The 22,193-nt window shown below is 71.9% G+C and carries 14 protein-coding genes and 1 pseudogene; 7 read left to right on the top strand and 8 right to left on the bottom strand.

The annotated features are described in order from the left end of the window. Positions 1-98 precede the first annotated feature (98 nt). Complete coding sequence (locus OHA98_RS11870; protein ID WP_266924998.1) at positions 99-797, top strand: ABC transporter ATP-binding protein; 699 nt, start codon at positions 99-101, stop codon at positions 795-797. A 134-nt stretch (positions 798-931) separates the two neighbouring features. Next, positions 932-3,604: an ABC transporter permease gene (locus OHA98_RS11865; RefSeq protein ID WP_266927874.1), complete on the top strand. Its 2,673-nt coding sequence runs from the start codon at positions 932-934 to the stop codon at positions 3,602-3,604. Between the two features lie 140 nt (positions 3,605-3,744). Here OHA98_RS11865 and OHA98_RS11860 read toward each other — a convergent pair whose 3' ends face one another. The 6 genes from OHA98_RS11860 to OHA98_RS11835 form a co-directional block, all read right to left on the bottom strand. Then, complete coding sequence (locus tag OHA98_RS11860; RefSeq protein ID WP_266924996.1) at positions 3,745-4,653, bottom strand: LysR family transcriptional regulator; 909 nt, start codon at positions 4,651-4,653, stop codon at positions 3,745-3,747. A gap of 94 nt (positions 4,654-4,747) precedes the next feature. Continuing rightward, complete coding sequence (locus OHA98_RS11855; RefSeq protein ID WP_266924994.1) at positions 4,748-5,941, bottom strand: glycine C-acetyltransferase; 1,194 nt, start codon at positions 5,939-5,941, stop codon at positions 4,748-4,750. A 17-nt stretch (positions 5,942-5,958) separates the two neighbouring features. Then, positions 5,959-6,987, bottom strand: coding sequence for an L-threonine 3-dehydrogenase (tdh, locus tag OHA98_RS11850; RefSeq protein ID WP_266924992.1), 1,029 nt, complete (start codon positions 6,985-6,987; stop codon positions 5,959-5,961). A 226-nt stretch (positions 6,988-7,213) separates the two neighbouring features. Further along, a complete protein-coding gene (locus OHA98_RS11845; protein WP_266924990.1) occupies positions 7,214-9,433 on the bottom strand; it encodes a bifunctional serine/threonine-protein kinase/ABC transporter substrate-binding protein in 2,220 nt (739 codons plus the stop codon). Between the two features lies 1 nt (position 9,434). Then, the gene (locus tag OHA98_RS11840; RefSeq protein ID WP_266924988.1) at positions 9,435-11,834 is read right to left on the bottom strand and encodes a bifunctional serine/threonine-protein kinase/ABC transporter substrate-binding protein; all 2,400 of its coding nucleotides are present in this window, start codon (positions 11,832-11,834) and stop codon (positions 9,435-9,437) included. Between the two features lie 10 nt (positions 11,835-11,844). Then, complete coding sequence (locus tag OHA98_RS11835; protein WP_266924986.1) at positions 11,845-12,690, bottom strand: hypothetical protein; 846 nt, start codon at positions 12,688-12,690, stop codon at positions 11,845-11,847. A 411-nt stretch (positions 12,691-13,101) separates the two neighbouring features. Between OHA98_RS11835 and OHA98_RS11830 the strand changes: the two are divergent. Next, positions 13,102-16,111, top strand: a pseudogene (locus OHA98_RS11830) (family 16 glycoside hydrolase). A 388-nt stretch (positions 16,112-16,499) separates the two neighbouring features. After that, positions 16,500-17,834 carry an MFS transporter gene (locus tag OHA98_RS11825; protein ID WP_266924984.1) on the top strand — a complete coding sequence of 445 codons (1,335 nt, stop codon included), beginning with the start codon at positions 16,500-16,502 and terminating at the stop codon, positions 17,832-17,834. Here OHA98_RS11825 and OHA98_RS11820 read toward each other — a convergent pair. Further along, complete coding sequence (locus OHA98_RS11820) at positions 17,804-18,424, bottom strand: amino acid transporter (protein ID WP_266924982.1); 621 nt, start codon at positions 18,422-18,424, stop codon at positions 17,804-17,806. The two genes, OHA98_RS11825 and OHA98_RS11820, sit on opposite strands and share 31 nt — an antisense overlap. Positions 18,425-18,521: 97 nt before the next feature. Further along, positions 18,522-18,983 carry an ATP-binding protein gene (locus tag OHA98_RS11815; protein WP_266924980.1) on the bottom strand — a complete coding sequence of 154 codons (462 nt, stop codon included), beginning with the start codon at positions 18,981-18,983 and terminating at the stop codon, positions 18,522-18,524. 534 nt (positions 18,984-19,517) lie between these two features. Between OHA98_RS11815 and OHA98_RS11810 the strand changes: the two genes are divergently transcribed. The 3 genes from OHA98_RS11810 (at position 19,518) to OHA98_RS11800 (ending at position 22,042) form a co-directional block, all read left to right on the top strand. Then, positions 19,518-20,720 carry a MarR family transcriptional regulator gene (locus OHA98_RS11810; protein WP_266924978.1) on the top strand — a complete coding sequence of 401 codons (1,203 nt, stop codon included), beginning with the start codon at positions 19,518-19,520 and terminating at the stop codon, positions 20,718-20,720. 153 nt (positions 20,721-20,873) lie between these two features. After that, on the top strand, positions 20,874-21,740 hold the full coding sequence (locus tag OHA98_RS11805; RefSeq protein ID WP_266924976.1) for a helix-turn-helix transcriptional regulator: 867 nt from the start codon (positions 20,874-20,876) through the stop codon (positions 21,738-21,740). Then, a complete protein-coding gene (locus OHA98_RS11800) occupies positions 21,737-22,042 on the top strand; it encodes a DUF397 domain-containing protein (RefSeq protein ID WP_266924974.1) in 306 nt (101 codons plus the stop codon). The genes OHA98_RS11805 and OHA98_RS11800 overlap by 4 nt, the downstream gene beginning before the upstream one ends. Positions 22,043-22,193 lie beyond the last annotated feature (151 nt).

Raw genomic sequence — 22,193 nt, 5'->3', positions numbered from 1 at the left:
GCGCACCCTCGTCCGAGGATCTTCCTCCTCGTAGCATTCTTGCAGGTCAACGGCATGAGGAAAGAGAAGGTTCGGTGAGGGCAACGGTGAACACGGTCATGACGGCACAGGCGGCCGCGCTCAGTCTGGAGTCGGTGAGCCGGCGCTACGGGCGACGTGGCAGCGGCAATGAGGCGACAGCTCTGGACATGGTCAGCTGTGTGGTCCCGGCCGGGAGCTTCACCGCTGTGGTGGGTCCTTCCGGATCGGGCAAGAGCACGTTCCTCCAGTGCGCGGCGGGCCTGGACCGGCCGACCTCGGGAACGGTACGGATCGGCGGCACCGATCTCGGCTCGCTGTCCGAGGCCGCGCTGACCCGGCTGCGCCGGGACCGGATCGGATTCGTGTTCCAGTCGCACGCGCTCAACCTGGTGTCCTCGCTCTCCATCGAGGAGAACGTGGTGCTGCCGCTGGTACTGGCGGGCGCCGACCCGGCCGGTGCGGAGGTCCTGGCCCGTGGCCGGAACCTGCTGGCCCGGGTCGGGCTGGCGGGGCGCGGCGGCGACGGCCCCTCGACGCTCTCCGGCGGTCAGCAGCAACGGGTGGCGGTGGCCCGCGCGTTGGTGACCGAGCCGGATGTGATCTTCGCGGACGAGCCCACGGCGTCGCTGGACCCGGAATCGGCGACGCTGGTGCTGGGACTCCTGCGGGACGCGGTGCGGATCGACGGCCGCACGGTCGTCATGGTCACCCATGACCCGGTCGCGGCGAGCTGGGCGGACAACGTCCTGACGATGGACGGCGGGCGGCTGCGATGAGGAGAGCCGTGCGGGACACGAGGACGAGGAGCGCCGTGCACGACACCGGCCGGACGGACCCTCACCGGTCTTCGGCCCAGGGGTCCGCCACCGGGCGGCGCGCCGGAAGGAAGGACACGCGCGAGCCCGCGTCCGTGCGGCACGGCTCGCGGCGTGCGTCCGCGTTCCTCGCCCGGCGCTCGCTGCCCGCCCATCGCCGGGCCTGGGCCGCGGTGATCACGGCGACGGCAGCGGCGGCGGCGCTGATCGGCGCGTTCGCGTTCGTGCTCGGTTCGCTGCTGGTGGCCCAGCCGCCGGTCGAGCGGTACGCGGGCGCCGACGCGGTGGTGGCGGCCGACCAGAAGGTCTCGTACACCGCGAAACCCTGGGGCAGCGAACCGCGGACCGTGTCGGCCCACCTGCCGGAACGGGTCCGGCTCGACCGTTCCGTGCTGGCGAGGGCGGCCGGCGCCGAAGGCGTCGCGCGGGCCGTCGCGGACGACTCCGTGCCGGTGACCGTGGGCGGCGGAGCGCCCGCGGTCGGCCGCTCCTGGCCGTCCGCTGTGCTGACCCCGTACGAACTGACCGAGGGCCGGGCCCCGGAGTCCGGAGGCGAAGTCGTCCTGGACACGGCACTGGCGCCCGCCGGAAGCAGGCCGGGCGACCGGGTCACGCTCCAGGCCGGCGGCACCACCGGGTCCTACACCCTCACCGGCATCGCGGAGACCGGGCACCGGGGCGACGGCACCCCGGCCGTGTTCTTCACCGAGCAGCGGCTGACCGGGCTGGCCGGGCATCCGGACACCGTGGACGCGATCGGGATCGTGGCGCGGGAGGGCGTCTCCGCCGAAGCGCTGCGGGACTCGGTGGCCGAGGTGCTGCCCGAGCGCGCCACGGCCGGGTCGGACCGCGGACTGCGGGTGCTGACCGGGGCGGAGCGGGGCGAGGCCGAGCGGCTGGACGCGCTCGGCGGGCGGGGCGACCAGCTGGCCCTGCTGGGATCGATCGGCGGCAGCGTGCTGATGGTGGCGCTCCTGGTCATCGGCTCCACGCTGTCCCAGGCGGTCCATCAGCGGTCCGGGGAACTGGCCCTGCTGCGGGCGGTCGGGGCGACCCCCCGCCAGCTCCGGTCCGCGATCGGCCGGGAGGCGGGCCGGGTGTCCGCCGCGGCGGCGGTGCTGGGCGGCATCGGGGCCGTGCCGCTGGGGCTCGCGATGCGGTCGCTGCTGACGACGGACGCGCTGCCGTTGCCGGTGCCCCTGTGGCTGCCGTTCGCGGCGGGCGGGGCCGCCGCGCTGCTCATCACGCTGCTCGTACGTCCGGTGGCGATGCTGTCGGCACGGGGCATCACCCGGCTGCGGCCCGCCGCCGCCCTGGGGGCGGCGAACGCTCCCGAGCCGAGCGAGCCGGGCCGGTTCCGTACCGTCACCGGGCTGATCCTGGTCTTCGCGGGTCTCAGTTCGGCCGGTGTCGCCACGTCGCAGGGCGGCCAGGCGGCAGCGGCCGCGGCGTCGGGCGCGGCGACCTCGCTGGTCATCGCGGTGGCGCTGCTGGGGCCGTGGATCGCGCGGATCGCGATGCGGGTGCTCGGCGCCCCGGTGCGCCGGATGGGCCGGGTCTCCGGATTCCTGGCCGCGCGGACCGCCTCCGCGCACACCCGGCGGCTCGGTGCCGCGCTCACGCCGATCGTGCTGGTGGTCGCGTTCGTCTGCGTACAGCTGGCGGCCGGTTCGACGATGGAGCGGGCCTCGGACCGGCAGGCGTCGGCCGCGCTGCGGGCGGACCTGGTGGCGACGGCCCCGGGCGCCGGACTGCCGGCCGGGGCGGCGGAGGCGGTGCGCGAGGTACCCGGTGTCACGGCGGCGACGGGCGTGCTGCGGTCCAGCGTCGTCCTCGCCCACCGCGAGGTCGGCGAGCCGAAGCTGGACCGCTTCCCGGTACTGGGGGTGACGGCCTCCCAGCTGTCCGGCACGCTCGACCCGCAAGTAACGGCGGGCGACCTGGACCGGCTGACGGGCCGGGGGACGGTCGCGGTCGGCGCGGACCGCGCGGACGCCCTGGGCGTCGGCCCCGGTGACACGGTGGAGCTGCGGCTGGGTGACGGTACGCGGGTGAGGCCGAAGGTGGTCGCGCTGTACGAACGGGCCCTGGGTCTCGGGGAGTTCCTGCTCCCGCGCGAGGCCTTGGCACCGCATGTCACGGCGGACCGGGATCAGAGTGTCCTGATCGGGACCGCACAGGGTTCCGGGACCGCAAAGGGTTCCGGGACGGAACAGGGGGTCGGGACGGAACACGGGGTCGGGACGGAACACCGGGTCGGGGCGGAATCCGGTTCCGGAGCCGCTTCGGCGGCGGACGTACGGAAGGCGCTGGCCCCCTACGGCGGGGTACAGGTCCGGCCCGCGACGGCCGACGACATACGGATCGCTCCGCCCGTGTCGGACGAGGACAACGCCATGATCACCATCGGGGTGGGAGTGGTCGGCGGCTTCGCGCTGCTCTCCGTGATCAGCACGCTCGCCCTGATCACGACCGGCCGGCGCGGTGAGTTCCGGCTGCTCCGGATGGTCGGCACGGGGCGCGGGCAGCTGCGGCGGATGCTGGTGCTGGAGACCGGACTCGTGACGGTCGCGGGTCTGGTGATCGGCACGGTGGTCGCGGCGGTCCCGCTCACCGCGTTCGCGGTGTCGGCGACGGGCATGGCGCCGTACATGCCACCGGTGCAGTACGGGGTGCTGGCGGCGGCGGTGACCGTGTCCGCGCTGGCGGCGACGGTACTGCCGGGAGCCTCCGGCGGCCGCTTCGTCCTCAAGCGGCGCAAGGGCTGAGCCGGGGCGCACCGAGCGCGCGGCGCACGAAGCCCCCCGGGGGCAGGCTACGGGCGCACCCGCACAAAGCCCCGGGGGCAGGCTACGGACGCACCGAGCACGCGAAGTGCGGGGCGGTGGCGGGGCCGGGCAGAACGCGGTTACGCGTCCCGCCCCGCCACCGCCCCCAGCGCGTCCAGCACCGGCCGGATGAGCGGATGCCCCTCGGCCCCCTGCCGTACCGCCGCGAAGACGCGCCGCGTCGGGGCGCTGCCCTCCACCGGGCGGACGACCACCCCGCCCAGCTCCGTCCCGCGCAGCGCCGACCTCGGTACGAGCGCCACCCCGGCGCCCGCCCCGGCCAGCGCGACCACGGCGCGGAAGTCGTCCGAGGAGTGTTCGAGACTCGGTTCGAAACCGGCGAGCTCGCAGGCCAGGACCACCACGTCGTGGCAGGGGTTGCCGGGGTACGGGCCGATCCACGGGTCCTTCGCGAGGTCGGCGACCGCCACCTGTTCCTGACCGGCCAGCCGGTGCCCGACCGGGAGCACCGCGTCGAACGGCTCCGAGTAGAGCGGCACCCGCGTCAGCCGCCGGTCGTCCTCGGCGGGCGCGCCCCGGTACTCGACGGCGACCGCCACATCGACCTGCCGGTCCAGCACCATCGGCACGCTCGCGTCGCCCTCGGCGTCCTGCACGCGGATCCGGATGCCGGGGGCGGTGCGGGACAGTTCGCGGAGCGCGGGGGCCAGGACCAGGCCGATGCCGGTGGCGAACGCGGCGACCGTGACCGTACCGGCGACGCCCGCGCTGTACGCGGCGAGCTCCGCCTCGGCCCGCTCCAGCTGGGCCAGCACCACATTGGTGTGGGTCAGCAGGATCTCCCCCGCCGCCGTCAGCCGGGCGCCGCGCGCGCCGCGCTCGACGAGGTGGTGGCCCGTCTCCTGCTCCAGCGCGGCGAGCTGCTGGGAGACGGCGGAGGGTGTCAGGTACAACGCGGCGGCGGCCGCGGTCACCGTACGGTGGTCCGCCACCGCACGCAGGATTCGCAGCCGCCGTGCATCGATCATGTGCCTATTGTCCCAGCTCGCGAGGGTTCCCCCGACGACGCGGAGCGCGTCGGGGGAACCTCGGCCGGGTGGACCCCCGCGAGCCGGGCGGTCCCTACGAGTCGAGCGCCGCCCGCGCGTCGACGAACGCGTCCACGGCCCGGTTCACATCGTCCGTGGAGTGGGCGGCGGAGAGCTGGACGCGGATGCGGGCCGCGCCCTGCGGCACCACGGGGTACGAGAACCCGATCACGTACACACCGCGCTCCAGGAGCAGTTCCGCCATCCTGCCTGCCTTCGCCGCGTCCCCGATCATGACGGGGGCGATGGCGTGGTCGCCGGGCAGGATGTCGAAGCCCTCCTCGGTCATCCGGGTACGGAAGAGCGCGGTGTTGGCGTTGAGCTGCTCGCGCAGGTCTCCGGCGGACTCCAGCAGGTCGATGACCTTGAGGGAGGCGGCGGCGATGACCGGGGCGAGGGAGTTGGAGAAGAGGTACGGGCGCGAGCGCTGGCGCAGCAGTGCGACGATCTCGGCGCGGGCCGCGACATAGCCGCCGGAGGCACCGCCGAGTGCCTTGCCGAGGGTGCCGGTGATGATGTCGACCCGGTCCATGACGCCGTGCAGCTCGGGGGTGCCGCGTCCGCCGGGGCCGACGAAGCCGACGGCGTGCGAGTCGTCGACCATGACCATCGCGTCGTAGCGGTCGGCCAGATCGCAGATCTCGCGCAGCGGGGCGACGTAGCCGTCCATGGAGAACACGCCGTCGGTGACGACGAGCCGGCGCCGGGCCCCGGAGGCCTCCTTGAGCTGCTGCTCCAGGTCGGCCATGTCGCGGTTGGCGTAGCGGAAGCGCTTGGCCTTGGAGAGGCGGATGCCGTCGATGATCGAGGCGTGGTTGAGGGCGTCGGAGATGACCGCGTCCTCGGGGCCGAGCAGGGTCTCGAACACGCCGCCGTTGGCGTCGAAGCAGGAGGAGTAGAGGATCGTGTCCTCCTGGCCGAGGAACGACGACAGCCGCGCTTCGAGCTCCTTGTGGACCTCCTGGGTGCCGCAGATGAAGCGGACGGAGGCGAGCCCGTAGCCCCAGCGGTCCAGCGCCTCGTGGGCGGCGGCGACGACCTCGGGGTGGTCGGCGAGGCCCAGGTAGTTGTTGGCGCAGAAGTTGAGCACCTCACCGGGGCGTCCGCCGGAGGTGACGGACACGGTGGCGGACTGCGGGGTGCCGATCACACGCTCGGGCTTGTGCAGCCCGGCGGCCTCGATCTCTTCGAGTGTGGTGCGCAGGTCGTCGCGTACGGAGTCGAACATGCGTGAGTCCTTAGGGTTCAGGAGGTCCAGTCGAGGATGACCTTGCCGCCGCGGCCGCTCGCCGCGTCGTCGAACGCCGCTTCGAAGTCGCGGTGGCCGTACCGTCCGGTGATGACGGGCGCGAGGTCGAGGCCGCCCTCCAGCAGTACGGACATGGCGTACCAGGTCTCGTACATCTCGCGGCCGTAGATGCCCTTGATCGTGATCATCGAGGTGACGACGCGGGCCCAGTCGACGGCGAACTCCTCGGACGGCAGGCCGAGCATCGCGATCCGGCCGCCGTGCGTCATGTTCGCGATCATGTCGCGCATCGCCTCGGGCCGGCCGGACATCTCCAGGCCGATGTCGAAGCCCTCCCGCAGTCCCAGGTGCCGCTGCCCGTCGGCGATGGTCTCCTCGCCGACGTTGAGGGCCAGGCTGACGCCGACCTTGCGGGCCAGCTCCAGGCGGGCCTCGCTGACATCGGTGATGACGACATTGCGGGCGCCGGCATGCCGGGCGACGGCCGCGGCCATGATCCCGATCGGGCCCGCGCCGGTGATCAGGACGTCCTCACCGACCAGCGGGAAGGACAGCGCGGTGTGCACGGCGTTGCCGAACGGGTCGAAGATCGCGGCGACGTCCAGGTCGACGGGGACCCGGTGCACCCAGACGTTGGAGGCGGGCAGGGCGACGTACTCGGCGAACGCCCCGTCGCGGCCGACGCCGAGGCCGAGGGTGGAGCGGCAGAGGTGACGGCGTCCGGCGAGGCAGTTGCGGCACTTCCCGCAGACCAGGTGGCCCTCGCCGCTGACCAGGTCGCCGACCTTGATGTCGACGACATCGGCGCCGAGCTCCGCGACCTCACCGACAAACTCGTGGCCGAGGATGAGCGGGGTGCGCACCGCCTGCTGTGCCCAGCCGTCGTAGGCCCGGATGTGCAGGTCGGTGCCGCAGATTCCGGTACGCAGGACCTTGATGAGTACGTCGGTGGGGCCGATCTCCGGCTCGGGGACGTCCATCAGCCACAGGCCCGGCTCGGCCTTCTGCTTCACGAGTGCCTTCACGGCTGCGGCTCCCTGCACGTGGTACGCGGGTGGTGGATGCCCCGGGCCGGGGCAGCCTTCAGGAAGCCTGCGGCCCGGGGAGTCGAGTGGGACGGCGCAGCGGCAGGGTTGCGGAAAACCCCAGGTGGAAGGGCGCGCACCGGCCTGCAGCCGTCACGGAGAAATCTGCCGCACCATGCGGTCCCAGGTCCATCGAGGATTTCTTAAGCGCGGTCGCAGCTCCGCTTCACACCTCGCCGTAGGAGCCCAGGAACGTGGGCCCGCCGTTCTCGGTCCGGTAGAGGAAGACCCCGTTGTCGAACCGCACCAGCCGGGTGTCGTAGAAGGAGAGGTCACGGACGATGCCCCGGTAGCGGGTGCGGAACAGCCGCTGGGCGATCCCGCCCCGGTCCGCTCCGGCGGCGCTGGTGTTCTCGGCCGCCGCGGCGATCAGCCCGACCGCGTCGTACGCCTCGGCCGACCAGGTGGCGGGCGGCGCCCCGAAACGCGCGCGGTGCGCGGCGGTGAACTTCTTCGCGGAGGTCAGGGACAGCGGATCGGCGTACGCCTCGGCGAAGACCCATCCTTCGGCTGCCTTCCCTGCCTCCTTCAGGAAGCCGGGTGAGAGAACGGGGCCTGCGCTGACGCGGGCGCCGGTGAACCCGGCGGCGGCGAGGGCGGTGGCGCAGCGCGCTCCCCGGGAGGGCGAACCGCCCGCGTACACCACGGCGTCCGCCCGCGCGCCGACGACCGCCCGCGCCACCGGGCCGAAGCCCTTCCCGGCGGCGACGGTGTGGGAGGTGACGGTGGCTCCGTCGAACCGCACCTCGGTCAAGTCGTTGAGGGTGGCCCAACTGCGCTGCGGATCGGCGTCGTCCGCGATGAGATGGATCCGCTGGGAGGGCCGCGTGTGGACCAGGTAACTGATGAGTCCCACGCCGAGGTTGTCGTCCAGGGCCCGGGTGACGCACAGGACCTGGTGATCGACGAACTCGGCGGCGGTGGAGCCCGCCGCGACGATGACCACGGCCATCCCGGCCTTCCCGTACCGGGTGACGACGTCCTCGGCGACCACGTCGCCGGTGGGCCCGATGACGGCCTGGACACGGGGATCGGCGGCCAGCCGGTCGGCGGCCCGGCGCGCGCGGGCCGCGTCGCCGGCGTCGTCCTCGGTGCGCAGGGCGAGCCGGAAGGGCGCGTCGGTACGGGAGTTGTGGTCGGCGACGGCGAGCTGGACGCCCCGCTGGTGCGCGAGGCCGATGGCGCGGCCGGGTCCGGTGAGGTCGGCGTGCAGGCCGAGCGTGTACGTGGGGCGGCTCCCGCCGCCCGCCGAGGAGCCGTTCCCGCTCCCGTTCCCGCTGCCGCGCCGCCCGGCGAGCCACGCGGCGGTACCGCCGCCCGCGAGGAGTACGCCCCCGGCCGCCGAGGCGGTCAGCAGGCGCCGCCGGGAGGGGCCGGGGCGCCCGGCCTGCCGGGATCCGGGGTCCGTCCCGGGGCCCGCGGCCGATTCCGGCCCGTGCTGTCGTGTCCCGGGACCGGCCGGGGTCCCCGGACCGAACGGCGTTTCGGGGTCGGGCAGCGCGAGGGCCGCGGCCGACCGTTCGGCGACCAGCGCGGGGAGTCCGGCGGGCATCCACCGGTCCGGGTCGGCCGCCGGGTCGGTGTGCGCCTCGTCGGCCAGCGCCCGGTACACCTGCTCGGCGGTCGGCCGCGCCGCCGGGTCCTTGGCCAGACACGCGGCGGTCAGGGCCCGCAGTCCGGGCGGCAGCCCCTCCAGGTCCGGCTCCTCGTGCACCGTACGGAACAGCACGCCCGGCGCGGCGCCCTCCCCGAACGGGCGCCGCCCGGTCGCCGCGTACACGAGCACGCAGCCCAGCGAGAAGACGTCGCACGCGGGTCCGACGGGCCCGGCGGACGCCTGCTCGGGCGCGAGGTAGCCGGGCGTACCGATGACCGCGTCGGTGGCGGTGAGCGCGGTGGCGCCTTCCTGCCGCGCGATGCCGAAGTCGATGAGCCGGGGCCCGTCCAGGGCGAGGAGAACGTTGCCGGGTTTGACGTCCCGGTGGATCAGCCCCGCCCCGTGCACCGCTACGAGGGCCGCCGCGAGCCGGGCACCGAGCGCCCGCACGGTGACGGCGGGCAGGGTCCCCTGTACCGCGATCACCTCGGCGAGCGAGGGGCCGGGCACGAATCCGGTGGCCAGCCACGGTTCCCGGGCTTCCGTGTCGGCGCCGACGACCGGGACCACCCACGGACCGGTGATCCGCGCGGCGGCCTCGGCCTCGCGGCGGAAGCGGGCCCGGAAGCCGGGGTCGGCGGCGTGCTCGGCACGGATCACCTTCACGGCGGCCAGTGCCCCGCCCGGGGACCGCGCCAGGTACACCACACCCATGCCGCCCGCGCCGAGCCGGACCAGGGTGCGGTAGTCACCGATGGTTCGGGGGTCCTCGGAGGTGAGCGGCCGCATGTCAGGAGGCGGGTTTCGGGGCCGGGCCGAGATAGCGGTAGCGGCCGTTCTCGACACGGTAGAGGTGGGCGTCCTGGCCCACCAGCGACTGCTTCTCGTCGAAGGCGTAGGTGCGGGAGATCCCCTTGTACGTCGAGGCGGCGATCTCGGCGACGATCGCGGCCCGGCCCGGCCGCACGACGCGTCCGGAGCGCGCGGTGGGCCGGACGCTCCCGGTGTCCTGGGAGGGTGCGGATCCTGGCGACGCGCTGTTCTCCGGTGACGCGCTGCTCTCCGGTGGCGCCGACCCGTTCTTCCCCTCGCTGTCCCCCGGCCTCGCCGATCCCTCCGATTCCCCCGGCTTCCCCGATTTCCCGGGCTTCCCCGTGGCGTCGTCCCGTTGCCCCTTCACGAGGGCGACCAGTGCCTCGGCGACGAGCCCGGCCACGTCGTACGCCTCGGCGGCCCAGGCGGCGGGCGCGGTGCCGAACCGTTCGCGGTGCGCGGCGGCGAACTCCTTGGCGGCGGGCGCGGTCGCGTCCGTGTACGGGGTGATGAACTCCCAGCCCGTGGCGGCGTCCCCGGCCTTCGCGAGGAATTCCTTTCCCATGACGGTGTGCTGGCCGATGCGCGGCCCCTTGAACGGGGTGCCGGCGAGGGCGAGGGCCGCACGCGCGGCTCCGGCCGCGTCCCCCGCGTAGAAGAAGGCATCGCTCTTGTGGGTGAGCATGTCGGTGATCACCGGTCCCAGGTCCGCGACTCCGGCCGGCACCACGCGCGGATAGGTGGTCCCGGTGGTCAGCGAGGGCGTCATCATGTTGGTCGCGTAACCCACCTGGTAGGCGGACTGCCCACCGGCCCGGTCCATGAGCACGCCGAGGCGTTCGACGTCGGGGCGCAGGAGCAGGCGGTTGACGATCGGCATGGAGAGGGCGCCCCAGGAGGGGGCGGCCTGGAAGAAGGACTTCTTGGATCTGGGGGCGTAGGCCATCGCCAGTGACGACAGCGTGATCACCGCGAGCATCGCCTCGTCGTACGCGGACAGCGACGCGCTGGTCGTGGCGTCGTCCGTCGGGCCGATGACGGCGAGGACATCGCGGTCACGGGCGAACCGCTCGGCCACCTGTACGGAGCGGTCGGGCTCCCCCCGGTCGTCGAGGGCCTTCACCGTGAGCGTGAAGGGCTTGTCCTTACGGGAGTTGAACCGGTCGACCGCCAGCCGGACGCCCCTCTCCTGCGCCTTCCCCAACGCCTTGCGAGGCCCGCTCAGATCTGCGTGCACGCCGATGATCCAGCGCCGCCCGCCGGAGGCGCCCCCCTTTCCGCCGCTGTCGGCGTCCTCGCCCGCCAGCCGCACGGCGGCGAAGGCGCCTCCGGCGACGGCCACCGCCCCACCGGCGGCAAGGAGAAGGAAACGCCGTCTGCCGGAATGGGCCGCCGGGGCGCCGGACTCACCGGGCTCCGTAGGAGCGTCGGACAGCGCCGGCTCCGGGGGCGTGGCGGACTCCTCGGCCACGGTGACGTCGATGTCCGGCAGCGCCAGCATCGCGGCGGACCGGTCGGCGATCAGCCGTACGACGTCCTCGGGCAGCCACTCCACCGGCCTGCCCGGTACGTCCTCGGTGATGCGCCCGTCGATCTCGGCGGCCGTCGGCCGCTCCCCCGGGTCCTTGGCCAGGCAGGCGGCCAGCAGCGCGCGCAGTCCGGCGTCATCGACCCCGTCGAGGTCCGGTTCGTCGTGCACGGTGCGGTAGAGCAGCGCCTGGACGGCCCCGCTGCCGAACGGGGGCCGTCCGGTGGCGGCGTAGGCGAGGAGGCAGCCCAGCGAGAAGATGTCGCTCGCGGGCCCGGCTGCCGTGCCGCCGCCGGAAGCCTGCTCGGGCGAGAGGAAGCCGGGGCTGCCGACGATGAGATCGGTGCTGGTCAGCGCGGTGGCGTCGGTGGCGCGGGCGATCCCGAAGTCGATGAGGCGGGGGCCGTCCGTGGTGAGCAGGACGTTGCCCGGCTTGACGTCACGGTGGACGAGTCCCGCCGTGTGTACGGAGGTCAGGGCGCGGGACAACAGCCGGCCGAGCACCATGACGCTGCGGGCGGGCAGCGGGCCACGCCGCGCCACCGCGTCGGAGAGCGCGGGGCCGGGCACGAACGCCGTTGCCAGCCACGGGCGTTCGCCCTCGGTCTCCGCTCCGGTGACCGGGACGGCCCAGGGGCTGTGCACGCTGCGGGCGGCGTCGACCTCGCGGCGGAATCGGGTCCGGAAGTCCTCGTCCTGCGCGTACTCGGGCAGGATCACCTTGATGGCGGCGAGCGCCCCCGCGTCGGTGCGCCCCAGGTAGACGACGCCCATGCCGCCTGCCCCGAGGCGACCCAGGAGCCGGTGCCCGCCGATCCATGACGGGTCCGACGGCCTCAGTTCGTCCATCAGATATGCCTCAGCTCTGCTTCTCGACGGCGGATTCGAGCCGGACCAGCATGGTGGCCAGGGCCTCGGTGGCCAGGCTGTCGATCTCCTTCTCGGTGCGCCCCTTCGCGCCCTTGCCGGTCACCGCCACGGTGAACTGGAGGGTCTGCGCCTGCTGCCAGGCGTAGTGGTGCGGGCCACCGAGCTCCGCGCTCTGGAACTGTCCGAACTCGGTCAGCGCGTCCTCGGAGTTCTCCTGCGTGCTCTCACCCTGGAGCAGCGCGCCGGAGATCATCGAGCCGATGAGCTCTCCTTCCCGCAACTGCTGCGTGGGACAGCGCATCGTCTCCTCCAGCGACTCGGCCATCTCCCACCGCGCGTCCTCGCGGGTCCGGTGCACGGTGACGACGGCCGCCAGCCGTACCGGCCCCTTGCCCTTGGCGGCGGGCACCTCGAAGGAGCGGGTGAGGGTGGCCAGAACACTGCCGGCGGGCTTGCGCTGTTCCCAGACGCAGTCGGCACCCAGGACGGGCCAGGCGTCCGGGCCGCTCTCGTACGGACTCCGCTTCACCACCCCGGGGCCGAAGCTGTCGGGGTCGGCGATGACCTCGCCGATGAAGGCGAGCGCGGCACTCCGGGTCTTCGGCAGGCGGGCCGGGTCGGCGTCGACGATCCCGGGGCTCCGGGAGGAGCCGCCGGCGTCCGCGCCCTTCGGCGATGTGGTGGCATCCGGTCCGGTACCGCCACTCGACGCGGTGGACTCCTCCCCGGCGCCCGGTCGGTCGGCGTCACCACTGGAGCACCCGGCCAGCAGGAGCGGTACGACGAGTACCGGCACCACGTACCGGCATCTTCTCAATGGCCCCTGGAACGCCATGAGTTACACCCCATCCTCTTCGAGTCGCGTCGATCATAGGATCGGCGGAGCGTTCGCCGGGCGGGGCCGGAGCGAAGTGTTGCACCATCCGGACGTAGCCGCCGCACCATCAGGACGCGCCGACGGCATCGGCACCTGAGGACTGTCCCGCTTGGATGCGAACCGCCAACTCACCGCATGCTCAAGGGCTTTGAACACAACGATGACAAAGCATGGACGGCGTGAGCAGAAGCCTCCTACTCTGTCCGGCGCAACCGTCGGAGTTTCGCTCAGGTAAAGCGCCGCTGAACCGCTCCAGTCGAACGTTCGCCCCCCGGCGCGGGTGGCTCGCACCCACCGCTCCCCCGGAGCGCGGGTGGCTCGCACCCACCGCCGCTGAGTGCTCCTCGCCGCGAGGAGCCAGGAGGAAGAATGAATCCACGGCTGTACCGACGCTGTCGTACCCGTCTGGCGGGTCTGCTCGTCGCCACGTTCCTGGTCGGCGCGTTCTCCGCGTCGCCCGCCGCAGCTGCCGGGGAACCCCCCGGCCGGACGGCCGAACTCCCCCCGCAGGAACCCGGAGTCACGCTGCGTGTCTTCGATGTGCAGGTGCCGCTCGGCAAGTTGTGCGACATCAAGACCGGGCAGACCCCGAACGTCGACAGGCTGATGCCCACCGTCGACTGGAGTTCGGCGGGGGACTTCGGCTTCGAGGACCACTTCGTCAGCCAGGTGAGCGGCAACATCAACGTCCCGCAGACCGGTGCGTACACCTTCCGGCTGACCAGTGACGACGGATCACGGCTGCTGATCGACGGCAGGCCGGTCATCGATCACGACGGTCTGCACGGTGCGGACCCCAAGGACGGCACGGTCACCCTGGACGCGGGCTACCACTCCCTGCGCATCGACCACTTCGACCGCACCGGCGGCCAGCAGATCACCCTGGCGTGGCGGCCCCCGGGCACCTCGGACTTCGCGGTCGTCCCGAACGCGGTGCTGAGCACGGACGCCGACGTCGTACGGGTCACGGCGCCGGGCCGCAAGGAGTGCGAGGGCGTCCTCGATTCGCCGGGCGACGGGCTGCCGCTCAACGCCGTGCACCCGGACTACGCGCTCACCGATCTCCGTCCCCCGGGCTTCGAGCCGCAGGTCACCGCGATGGACTGGCTGCCGGACGGCCGGCTGGCCGTGACCACCTGGGGCGGCAGCACCAAGACGGAGGGCGAGGTCCACCTCCTGGACCATGTGCGGGGAAACACCGATCCCGGCAAGGTGACCACCAAGAAGATCATCGGCGGCCTCAAGGAACCGATGGGCATCAAGGCCGTCGACGGAAAGCTGTACGTGTCGCAGAAGCATGAGCTGACCGAGCTGACGGACACCGACGGCGACGACGTCATCGACGCACAGAAGACCGTCGCCACCTGGCCCTACGGCGGCAACTTCCACGAGTTCGCCTTCGGCCTGCTCTACAGGCAGGGCTTCTTCTATCTGAACCTGTCCGTCGCGATCAACTACGGCGGCGCGACCACCGATCCACAGCCCGCGAAGAACCGGGGCTCCACGATCAAGGTGAACCGGAAGACCGGTGAGGTGTCATATATCGCCGGTGGCCTGCGTACCCCCAACGGCATCGGCTGGGGCCCGAAGGGCGACATGTTCGTCCTGGACAACCAGGGCGGCTGGCTGCCCTCGTCGAAGCTGCTCCACATCAAGCAGAACCGCTTCTTCAACCACTACACGAACCCGGACGGCCCGTACGACGCGAATCCGGTGACCAAGCCCGTGCTGTGGCTGCCGCAGAACGAGATAGCGAACTCGCCCAGTACCCCGCTCCAGCTGACCGAGGGCCGGTTCGCCGGGCAGATGCTGTTCGGCGATGTGACATACGGCGGGATCCAGCGCGCGTACCTGGAGAAGGTCAAGGGCGAGTACCAGGGCGCGGTCTTCCGCTTCACCCAGGGCCTGGAAGCCGGGGTGAACCGGATCAGCATGGGGCCGGACGGCGCGATCTACGCGGGCGGCCTGGGCGCGGGCGGCAACTGGGGCCAGGAGGGGCAAGCTCACCTACGGACTCCAGAAGCTCTCGCCCAGCGGTGACAAGGCGTTCGACATCCTGGCGATGCGGGCGAAGCCGGGCGGGTTCGAGCTGGAGTACACCCAGCCGCTGTCGGACGGGACGGCGGCCAAGCTCGCCGAGAGCTATCGCGTCAACCAGTGGACCTACGCCCCGACGCCCGGCTACGGCGGCCCGAAGGTGGACGAGGAAACCCTGTCCGTACGGTCGGCCACGCTGTCACCGGACCGCAGGAAGGTCACCCTGGACATCCCCGGCCTGAAGTCCAACCGCGTGGTGCACGTCCGCTCGCCGCGCCCCTTCAGCTCCGCAAGCGGCGAGTCCCTGTGGAGCACGGAGGCGTGGTACACGCTCAACTCCCTTCCCGGGAAGCAGCCTCCGGCCACGCAGTACGAGGCGGAGGAGGCGACGCTGAACGGCGGTGCGGGCTTCAACACCGACCACCCCGGCTACTCGGGCGGCGGCTTCGTCGACAGGTTCGCCGCCGAGGGCGCGACCGCCGGCTTCGAGGTGGAGGCACCGAAGTCGGGAACGTACGACGTCGGCCTGCGCTACTCCAACGGGCCGAACCCCTTCACCGGCACCAAGAGCGTGAGCGTCTATGTCAACGGCACCAGGGTCCGGCAGACGAGCCTGCCGTCCACCGTCGACTGGGACAGCTGGTCCACCCGGACCGAACCACTGGGCCTGCGAGCCGGACGGAACACCATCACCTACCGGTACGACAGCGGCGACACCGGCCATGTCAATCTCGACCTGATCACCGTCCACCACAAGGGCGCCCGCATCCCCCTGTTCGACGGATCGGGCCAGGCGGCCTGGCAGCACCCCGACGGCCGGACGCCGCAGTGGCCGGTGACCGGTGACGGGTCGATGGAGGTCTCCGGCGGCGACATCCGCACCAAGCAGGGCTTCCAGGACTTCACGGCGCACGTCGAGTTCTGGCTCCCGAACCTCCCGCCGGACGTGACCGGCCAGAACCGTGCGAACAGCGGCGTGTATCTCCAGGAGCGCTACGAGGTCCAGATCCTCGATTCGTACGGTGACACGACACCGGCCGACAACGAGGCCGGGGCGATCTATACGAAGAAGGCACCGGACATCAACGCCGCGACGGCGCCGGAGACCTGGCAGACGTACGACATCACCTTCCGCGCGGCCCGTTTCGACGCCGACGGCAGGAAGACCGCCGACGCCCGGGTCACCGTGGTGTGGAACGGCAAGACGGTCCACGACGACGTGGCGGTCGACGGTCCGACGGGCGGCGGCGCACCCGAGGCCGCGACGGCGGGGGCGATCCGCCTCCAGGACCACGGCAGCAAGGTGCGCTACCGCAATGTCTGGGTCGAGCCCCTGACGTAGGCGTCGGGCAACCGGGGCCATGGCACGGCGGCCCGTCACACGTGAAATTGCACGTGTGACGAGCCGCCGTTCGCATAACCGCTTCCGTCACCGGACGACTGACGGTTAGCCTCCCCAGCACCGAGTGACTGATGAACACGGAGAAGCCGAGAAGCCGCGAGGCCGAGAGGCGGAGCAGCCGAAAGGCGGAGGAGCGGGAATTGCCCGGTTACCCGAGCGCGCGTTGACGCTGTAGGCCGCGACCGGCCTGTCATCGCGTGCTGCCCTTGATCTGCGGCACAGCGAACCTTTCCCCGCCCCACATATACCGGTGCGCACGGGCCCTTCCCCCGTGAGCGCCGAGCGGGCGGGCTTCTTCGTCCAGCTCTCAGCAGCTCAAGGGGTTCCCGTGCCGTCCGTTCCTCCTGCTCGCCCCGGCCTCTGGCGTGACGCCGATTTCCGCAGGCTCTGGGTGGGCCAGACCGCCTCACAGCTCGGGGCGCAAGCCGCTCAGATCACGCTGCCGCTGACCGCCGTGGTGGCACTCAACGCGGACGCGGGGCAGCTCGGCGCCCTGCGCGCGGCCCAGCAGGTGCCGATCCTGCTGCTCTCCCTCCTCGTCGGGGCGTGGGTGGATCGCTGGCGGTCGTACAAGGTGATGGTGCTGGCCGACTTCGGGCGGGCGGCGCTGCTCGCCGCCATCCCGGCCGCCCATGTCCTCGGCCTGCTCGGCTCTCCGGTGCTGCTCGGCATGCCGGTACTGCTCGTCGTCGCGTTCCTCGTCGGAGTGCTCACGGTGTTCTTCGATGTGGCCTACCAGGCCTCTCTCGTACGGCTGGTGGAACGCGACCGGTTGTTGCAGGCCAACAGTGCGCTGGAGGGCAGCAGGTCCGCGGCGCAGATCGGCGGCCCGGCCCTCGGCGGAACCCTGGTGTCGCTGCTGTCGGCGCCGGTCGCCGTCGCGGCAAGCACGTTCTTCTTCGCTCTGTCGTTCCTTTCGATCAGGCGCATCCGGTGCGCCGAGTCCCCGCCTCAGCACATCGAGCGCCCCGCCCGCGACGAGCGCCCCGCCCGCATCTGGCGGCAGATCCGCGAGGGGCTCCGATTCGTGGTCCGCGACCCCTCGCTGCGATCCGTGGGCGTGTGCTCCGCGCTCTTCCAGTTTTCCTTCGCGGGCCTGATGACGGTGTATCTGCTCTTCCTGTCACACACGCTGCACCTGTCGGGCGGGGCGGTCGGCCTGGTGCTCGCGGCGATGGGACCGGGGGCAGTGGTGGGTTCGGTCCTGTCCGCCGCACTGCCCAGGAGGTTCGGCCACGGCGTGGTGCTGGTCTCCTCGGCCGTGCTCGCCGACGGGGTGATGCTGTGCGTGCCCGCGCTGAGCGGTTCGGCTTCCGCCACGGTCCCTCTGCTCATGGCGGTCAACTTCGTGTTCGGCGTCTTCATCCAGCTGGTCGATGTCACGGTCACGGCCGTGCGGCAGTCGATCACACCCATACGGATGCAGGGACGGGTGGTGGCGACGATCGATTTCGTCGGGATGGGGCTGACCCCGCTCGGCTCACTGCTCGGCGGCTTCCTGGCCTCCGAGTGGGGATTGCGCACCGGCCTGCTGCTGACGGCGATCGGGCTGTGTCTGTCGCCGCTGTTCATGGCGTTCTCACCGCTCGCACGGCTGGGGAAGGAGCTGCCGACGCCGCATCACCCCTCGGATCACCCCAGCAGCCGCTCGGCCCAGGGGTGAGATCCGTACGTCGTGGTGATCGCGTCCACGAGCCACCGCCGCTGCCGTTCCACCAGCACCGGAAGCGCCGCGTCGAAGTCCATCTCGTCCTTGGGGCGGGGCGTTCCGGCCTTGTAGTAGAGCTGCACTTCAGGGGCCAGAAAGGGAACCCCGTCGCCCGAGGTCAGCCCCAGAGCGCCGAGCGGCCTGCGTACCCGGGAGTCGCGCCTCGACACCCATTCCTCGCCGCAGGCCTCGTCGAGCATGACCTGAATGCGCCAGGGGGCATCAGGTCCGGGCCGGCACCAGATGTCGTGAACACCGAGAGGCAGGTACTCACCCGCGGCCCATGGGCGCAGCATCCCCGGTGGGTCGGCAGCCCACCATTCCCATCCGGCCAGAACCCGCTGAACCGCGAGCTGGTCGCGCCGCAGCACAAGAACATCGATGTCGCCATGGGCCCGGATCCGACGGCCCACCGCGAGCTCGATCGCCAGCCCTCCGGCCACCCACCAAGGGGATCCCGTGTCTTTGAGGCCGGAAAAGCTCGCGGCGACGTCGGGCAAGGGGGCGGGCTCCCACCTGCCGAAGGGAACTCGGGCATGCGTCATGGGTTCATTGTCCGGCTACCGGCCCGGTCCGTGCCGACCCGAACACCTGGGCGCGGCGCGCCGGGGCCCGCACGGTCAGGGGCCACCGGGAACGGCGTCAGTACAGCATGTCCAGTTCCGCGCGGACCGTCTTGCCAGGAGGCAGGCGGTCGATCACCTCCCACCGGTCGGCCAGCGCCTCGACCAGGATCAGCCCTCGGCCCGAGTCCGCGTCGGCCGAGGGCGGCGCGAGGTGTCCGGGGCCGGGTGGACGGTGTTCGCCCCGGGTGTCGGAGACCTCGATCCGCAGGGTGCTGCGGGCGGGCCCGTACGGGGTGAGCGTCAGCGTCACCTCGAAGTCACGGCCGGGCACGCGGCCGTGCGTCGCGGCGTTGGCGGCCAGCTCGGCGACCAGCAGGGCCGCGGTATCGGATACGTCACCGGCGTACGGGATGCCCCAGCTGTCCAGGGCCTCAAGCGCGAGGCGCCGGGCCAGGCGGGCGCCTCGCGGAGTGGAGCTGAACCGCTGGGTGAACTCGCGGGCCGTCACCGGGTGGGGGGTGGTGGAGGTTGCTTCCATGCGACGAGCGTGGCGCCGGCGCGTACCGCCTCACCAGATCGGCAGGGCGTACGCGAGATCTGCGTACGAGTACGCAGGGTGAGCAGTAGGCGCAACAGACCGTAACCATACGGTGGTTGCGTCGTGGCCCGCCGGGTACCGGCCCGAAGCTCGGGGCTCGGGGCTCGCGGCTCAAGTTCCGAGGCTCGGGACACGAGACTCGGACCACGAGACTCGGCCACGGAACTCATGACAACGCCCTCACTCTTTCGTGTGCACGAATCCCAGCGCTTCCCCGAAGCTTGAGACCCGGGTTCCGGGCGCCGGGACTCGGGGTTCGGGATTCGAGACCCTTCTTCAACCGAGGTTAAGAGAAAGGGGGTTGGGGAGATACCACCCTCCCTCCCCACCCGTCACGGCGAGCAAGTACGACTAATCGGGACCAACTTGCGGAGCCTCATCGCGACTGCTTACGGTGCCGACACAACCAAACAACCCCGACACGGTGTTAGCGCACCGGGCCGGGGTCTCACCCCAAGATCGGAACCTGATCTCGTGGCTTCAGAGAAGCTTAGCGTCGCGCTGCTCGCGCCCGCATCCTCGCCCGTGAACCCGATGGCCAAGCCCGGTTACGGCAAGCGATCCACCCCCGGCCAGGCTCCCCGCCGCACCGATGACTTCCTGTTACTGCCGGAGCGGGAGCGCTACATCGCCGCCTTCGTCGACCGGCTGCCGGACGGCGCCGCGATGAACGTCAAGAGCCTCGCCAAACAGCTCCCCTTCTACGGCCAGCAGGCCGTCAGCACCGCGCTCACGGCGCTCTCGGTCGCGGGCCACCTGCGCAGGGTCCGGCGTCCGGTGGGTGAGGGCGAGCAGGTCCGCTGGGTCTTCCGCACCTTCTGGTCCCGCACCGCCCGCGACAACGAGTGGTGGACCGCGTACCTCTCCACCGAATGCACCCCCGAGGCGGTTCCTGAAGCAGCTCCCGAAGCCGCTCCCCCACCGCATTGGGTGCCGGTCGAGGAAACACAGGCCGAGGAGCCGCCGGGCGAGGAAACACAGGCCGAGGAGCCGCCGGGCGGGGAAGCACGGGGCGAGGAAACACGGGCCGACGAGACGCCGCCGCCGCACCCTCCCGCGCGGGAAGCCCCGACCACACGGGAAGCCCCGCCCGCAGCCGAAGCCCCGGCCCCCGACTCCCCGACCTCCAGCTCCTCCCTCTCCCCCTCCCACTCCGACTTCCCCGCCCCGGAATCCCCCTCGCCCGCGTACGTCGCCCTCGCCCTGCTCGGCCGGACCGAACCCCGGCTCGCTCTCTCCGCCGCCGACTGCGCGGCGCTGGAGGAACCGGCCGCCGCCTGGCTGGCGCGAGGCGTGAGTACGGATCACCTCATCCACGCCCTCACCTCCGGGCTCCCCGACGTGGTCAATGTCCCGCGAGGCTTCGTGCGCCGCCGCCTGCACGACAAGATGCCGCCCCGCTTGCCCGCGACCGCCATGGCCGCCACCACCTCCCCGGCCTCCCCGGCACCGGCGCTGGAAGCGGTACGCCGGACCATGGTCGAGTGCACCGAGTGCGGAGTGCCCGGCCGCCCCGAAGCCCTCCCCGACGGCCTCTGCCGCACCTGCCGCCCCGCCCCCTCCGGCGGCCCGGAGAGCGCCCCCGGGCCCGCCCCCGATCCGGCCGCCGAGGCCATCGCCGCGCGGGACGTCCACGCCCTTGTCGGACACCTGCGCGTCCTGACCAGAACCCCGTGACCATGACATCCCGTCACGCGCTCTGCCCAGCTCTGGAACCCGTACGCTCCGTCAGCGTACGGGTGCACACGGTGGACAGTACGGGTCACACAACGTGACGATGGATCAATCGAGTTGGGTGCGGTTGGGGACAGGCGCGAGAGGTGAACGGGTATGACGGACATCGCGGGCGGTACGGGTGGAATGACCGGCGGAGCCACGGGAGGAAGCGGCGAGCCGGAGGCCACCGACAGCCTCAAGGCGTTCGGTGAGGTCGTCAAGGCCTTCCGGAAGCGAGCCGGGCTGACACAGGAACAGTTCGCGCCGCTGGTGCGGTACTCGGTGCCGACCATCGCCTCCATCGAACAGGGCCGCCGCTTCCCACCGCCCGCGTTCGTGGACCGGGCGGAAGATGTACTGAACGCGTTCGGCGTGATCAGGGCAGCGGCGAAGCACCTCTCACGGCGTCCGGGGCTGGCCAGCTGGTTCCGGGTGTGGGCGCGGCTGGAGGCGGAGGCGCTCAGCCTCAACACGTATGAATGCCGTTTGATTCCGGGACTGTTGCAGACGGAGGCGTACGCCCGGACGCTGTTCGTCAACCAGCTCCCTCCGCTGGACGACGAACAGATCGAGGCCCAGCTGGCAGCCAGGACGCAACGGCAGCGGTTGCTGCACGAGCGGCCCAACACCGCCTACAGCTTCATCGTCGAGGAGCATCTGTTCCGGCGACAGACGGGCGGACTGGCGGTCACCCGTGAACTCATCGACCACCTCATCGACCTGGCCGAGCAGCGCAACATCGAGATTCAGCTGATGCCACTGGTGCGACATGACCACGCGGGTTTGCACGGCCCCATGCAGCTCTGCGAGACCCCCGACCACCGCTGGTTCGGCTACTCCGAGGGACAGGAGAGCGGGCAGCTCATGTCCGATCCCAAGGTGGTCAGCATCTACCTGATGCGATATGCCAGGATGCGGTCACAGGCTCACTCCCTGGAGTACTCCCTGAGCCTGTTGCGGCAGATGCGAGGAGCGCTATGAGCACCACAGACCTGGCCTGGTTCAAGAGCAGTTACAGCAGCGGCTCCGGCGACTCCTGCGTCGAGGTCGCCCTCTCCTGGCACAAGTCCAGCCACAGCAGCGGTTCCGGCGACGACTGCGTCGAGGTCGCCGCCGACTGGCACAAGTCCAGCCACAGTGGCGGGTCCGGTGACTCCTGCGTCGAGGTCGCCTCCTGCCCCGGCACCGTGCACGTCCGGGACTCGAAGGTCACCGAGGGCCCGCAGCTCGCCCTCTCCTCCCCCACCTGGACGACCTTCCTCGCGTACGCCACGCAGGGCTGATCCACGCGGATCCACGGCCCGGCGGGCAGGCCGGGCTCCGGGGCAGCGGCGGAAGTCCGCTGCCCCGTTCCCTTGATAGCGTCGCCCCCACGCGGCTGCGGACTTCCCCCCGACCCGGTCGCGGGATGGGTGGGTACGGGGACCGGTCGCG

It is taken from the genome of Streptomyces sp. NBC_00654 (genome assembly GCF_026341775.1).
GTDB lineage: Bacteria > Actinomycetota > Actinomycetes > Streptomycetales > Streptomycetaceae > Streptomyces.
This window is presented reverse-complemented; position numbering and strand designations above follow the sequence as displayed.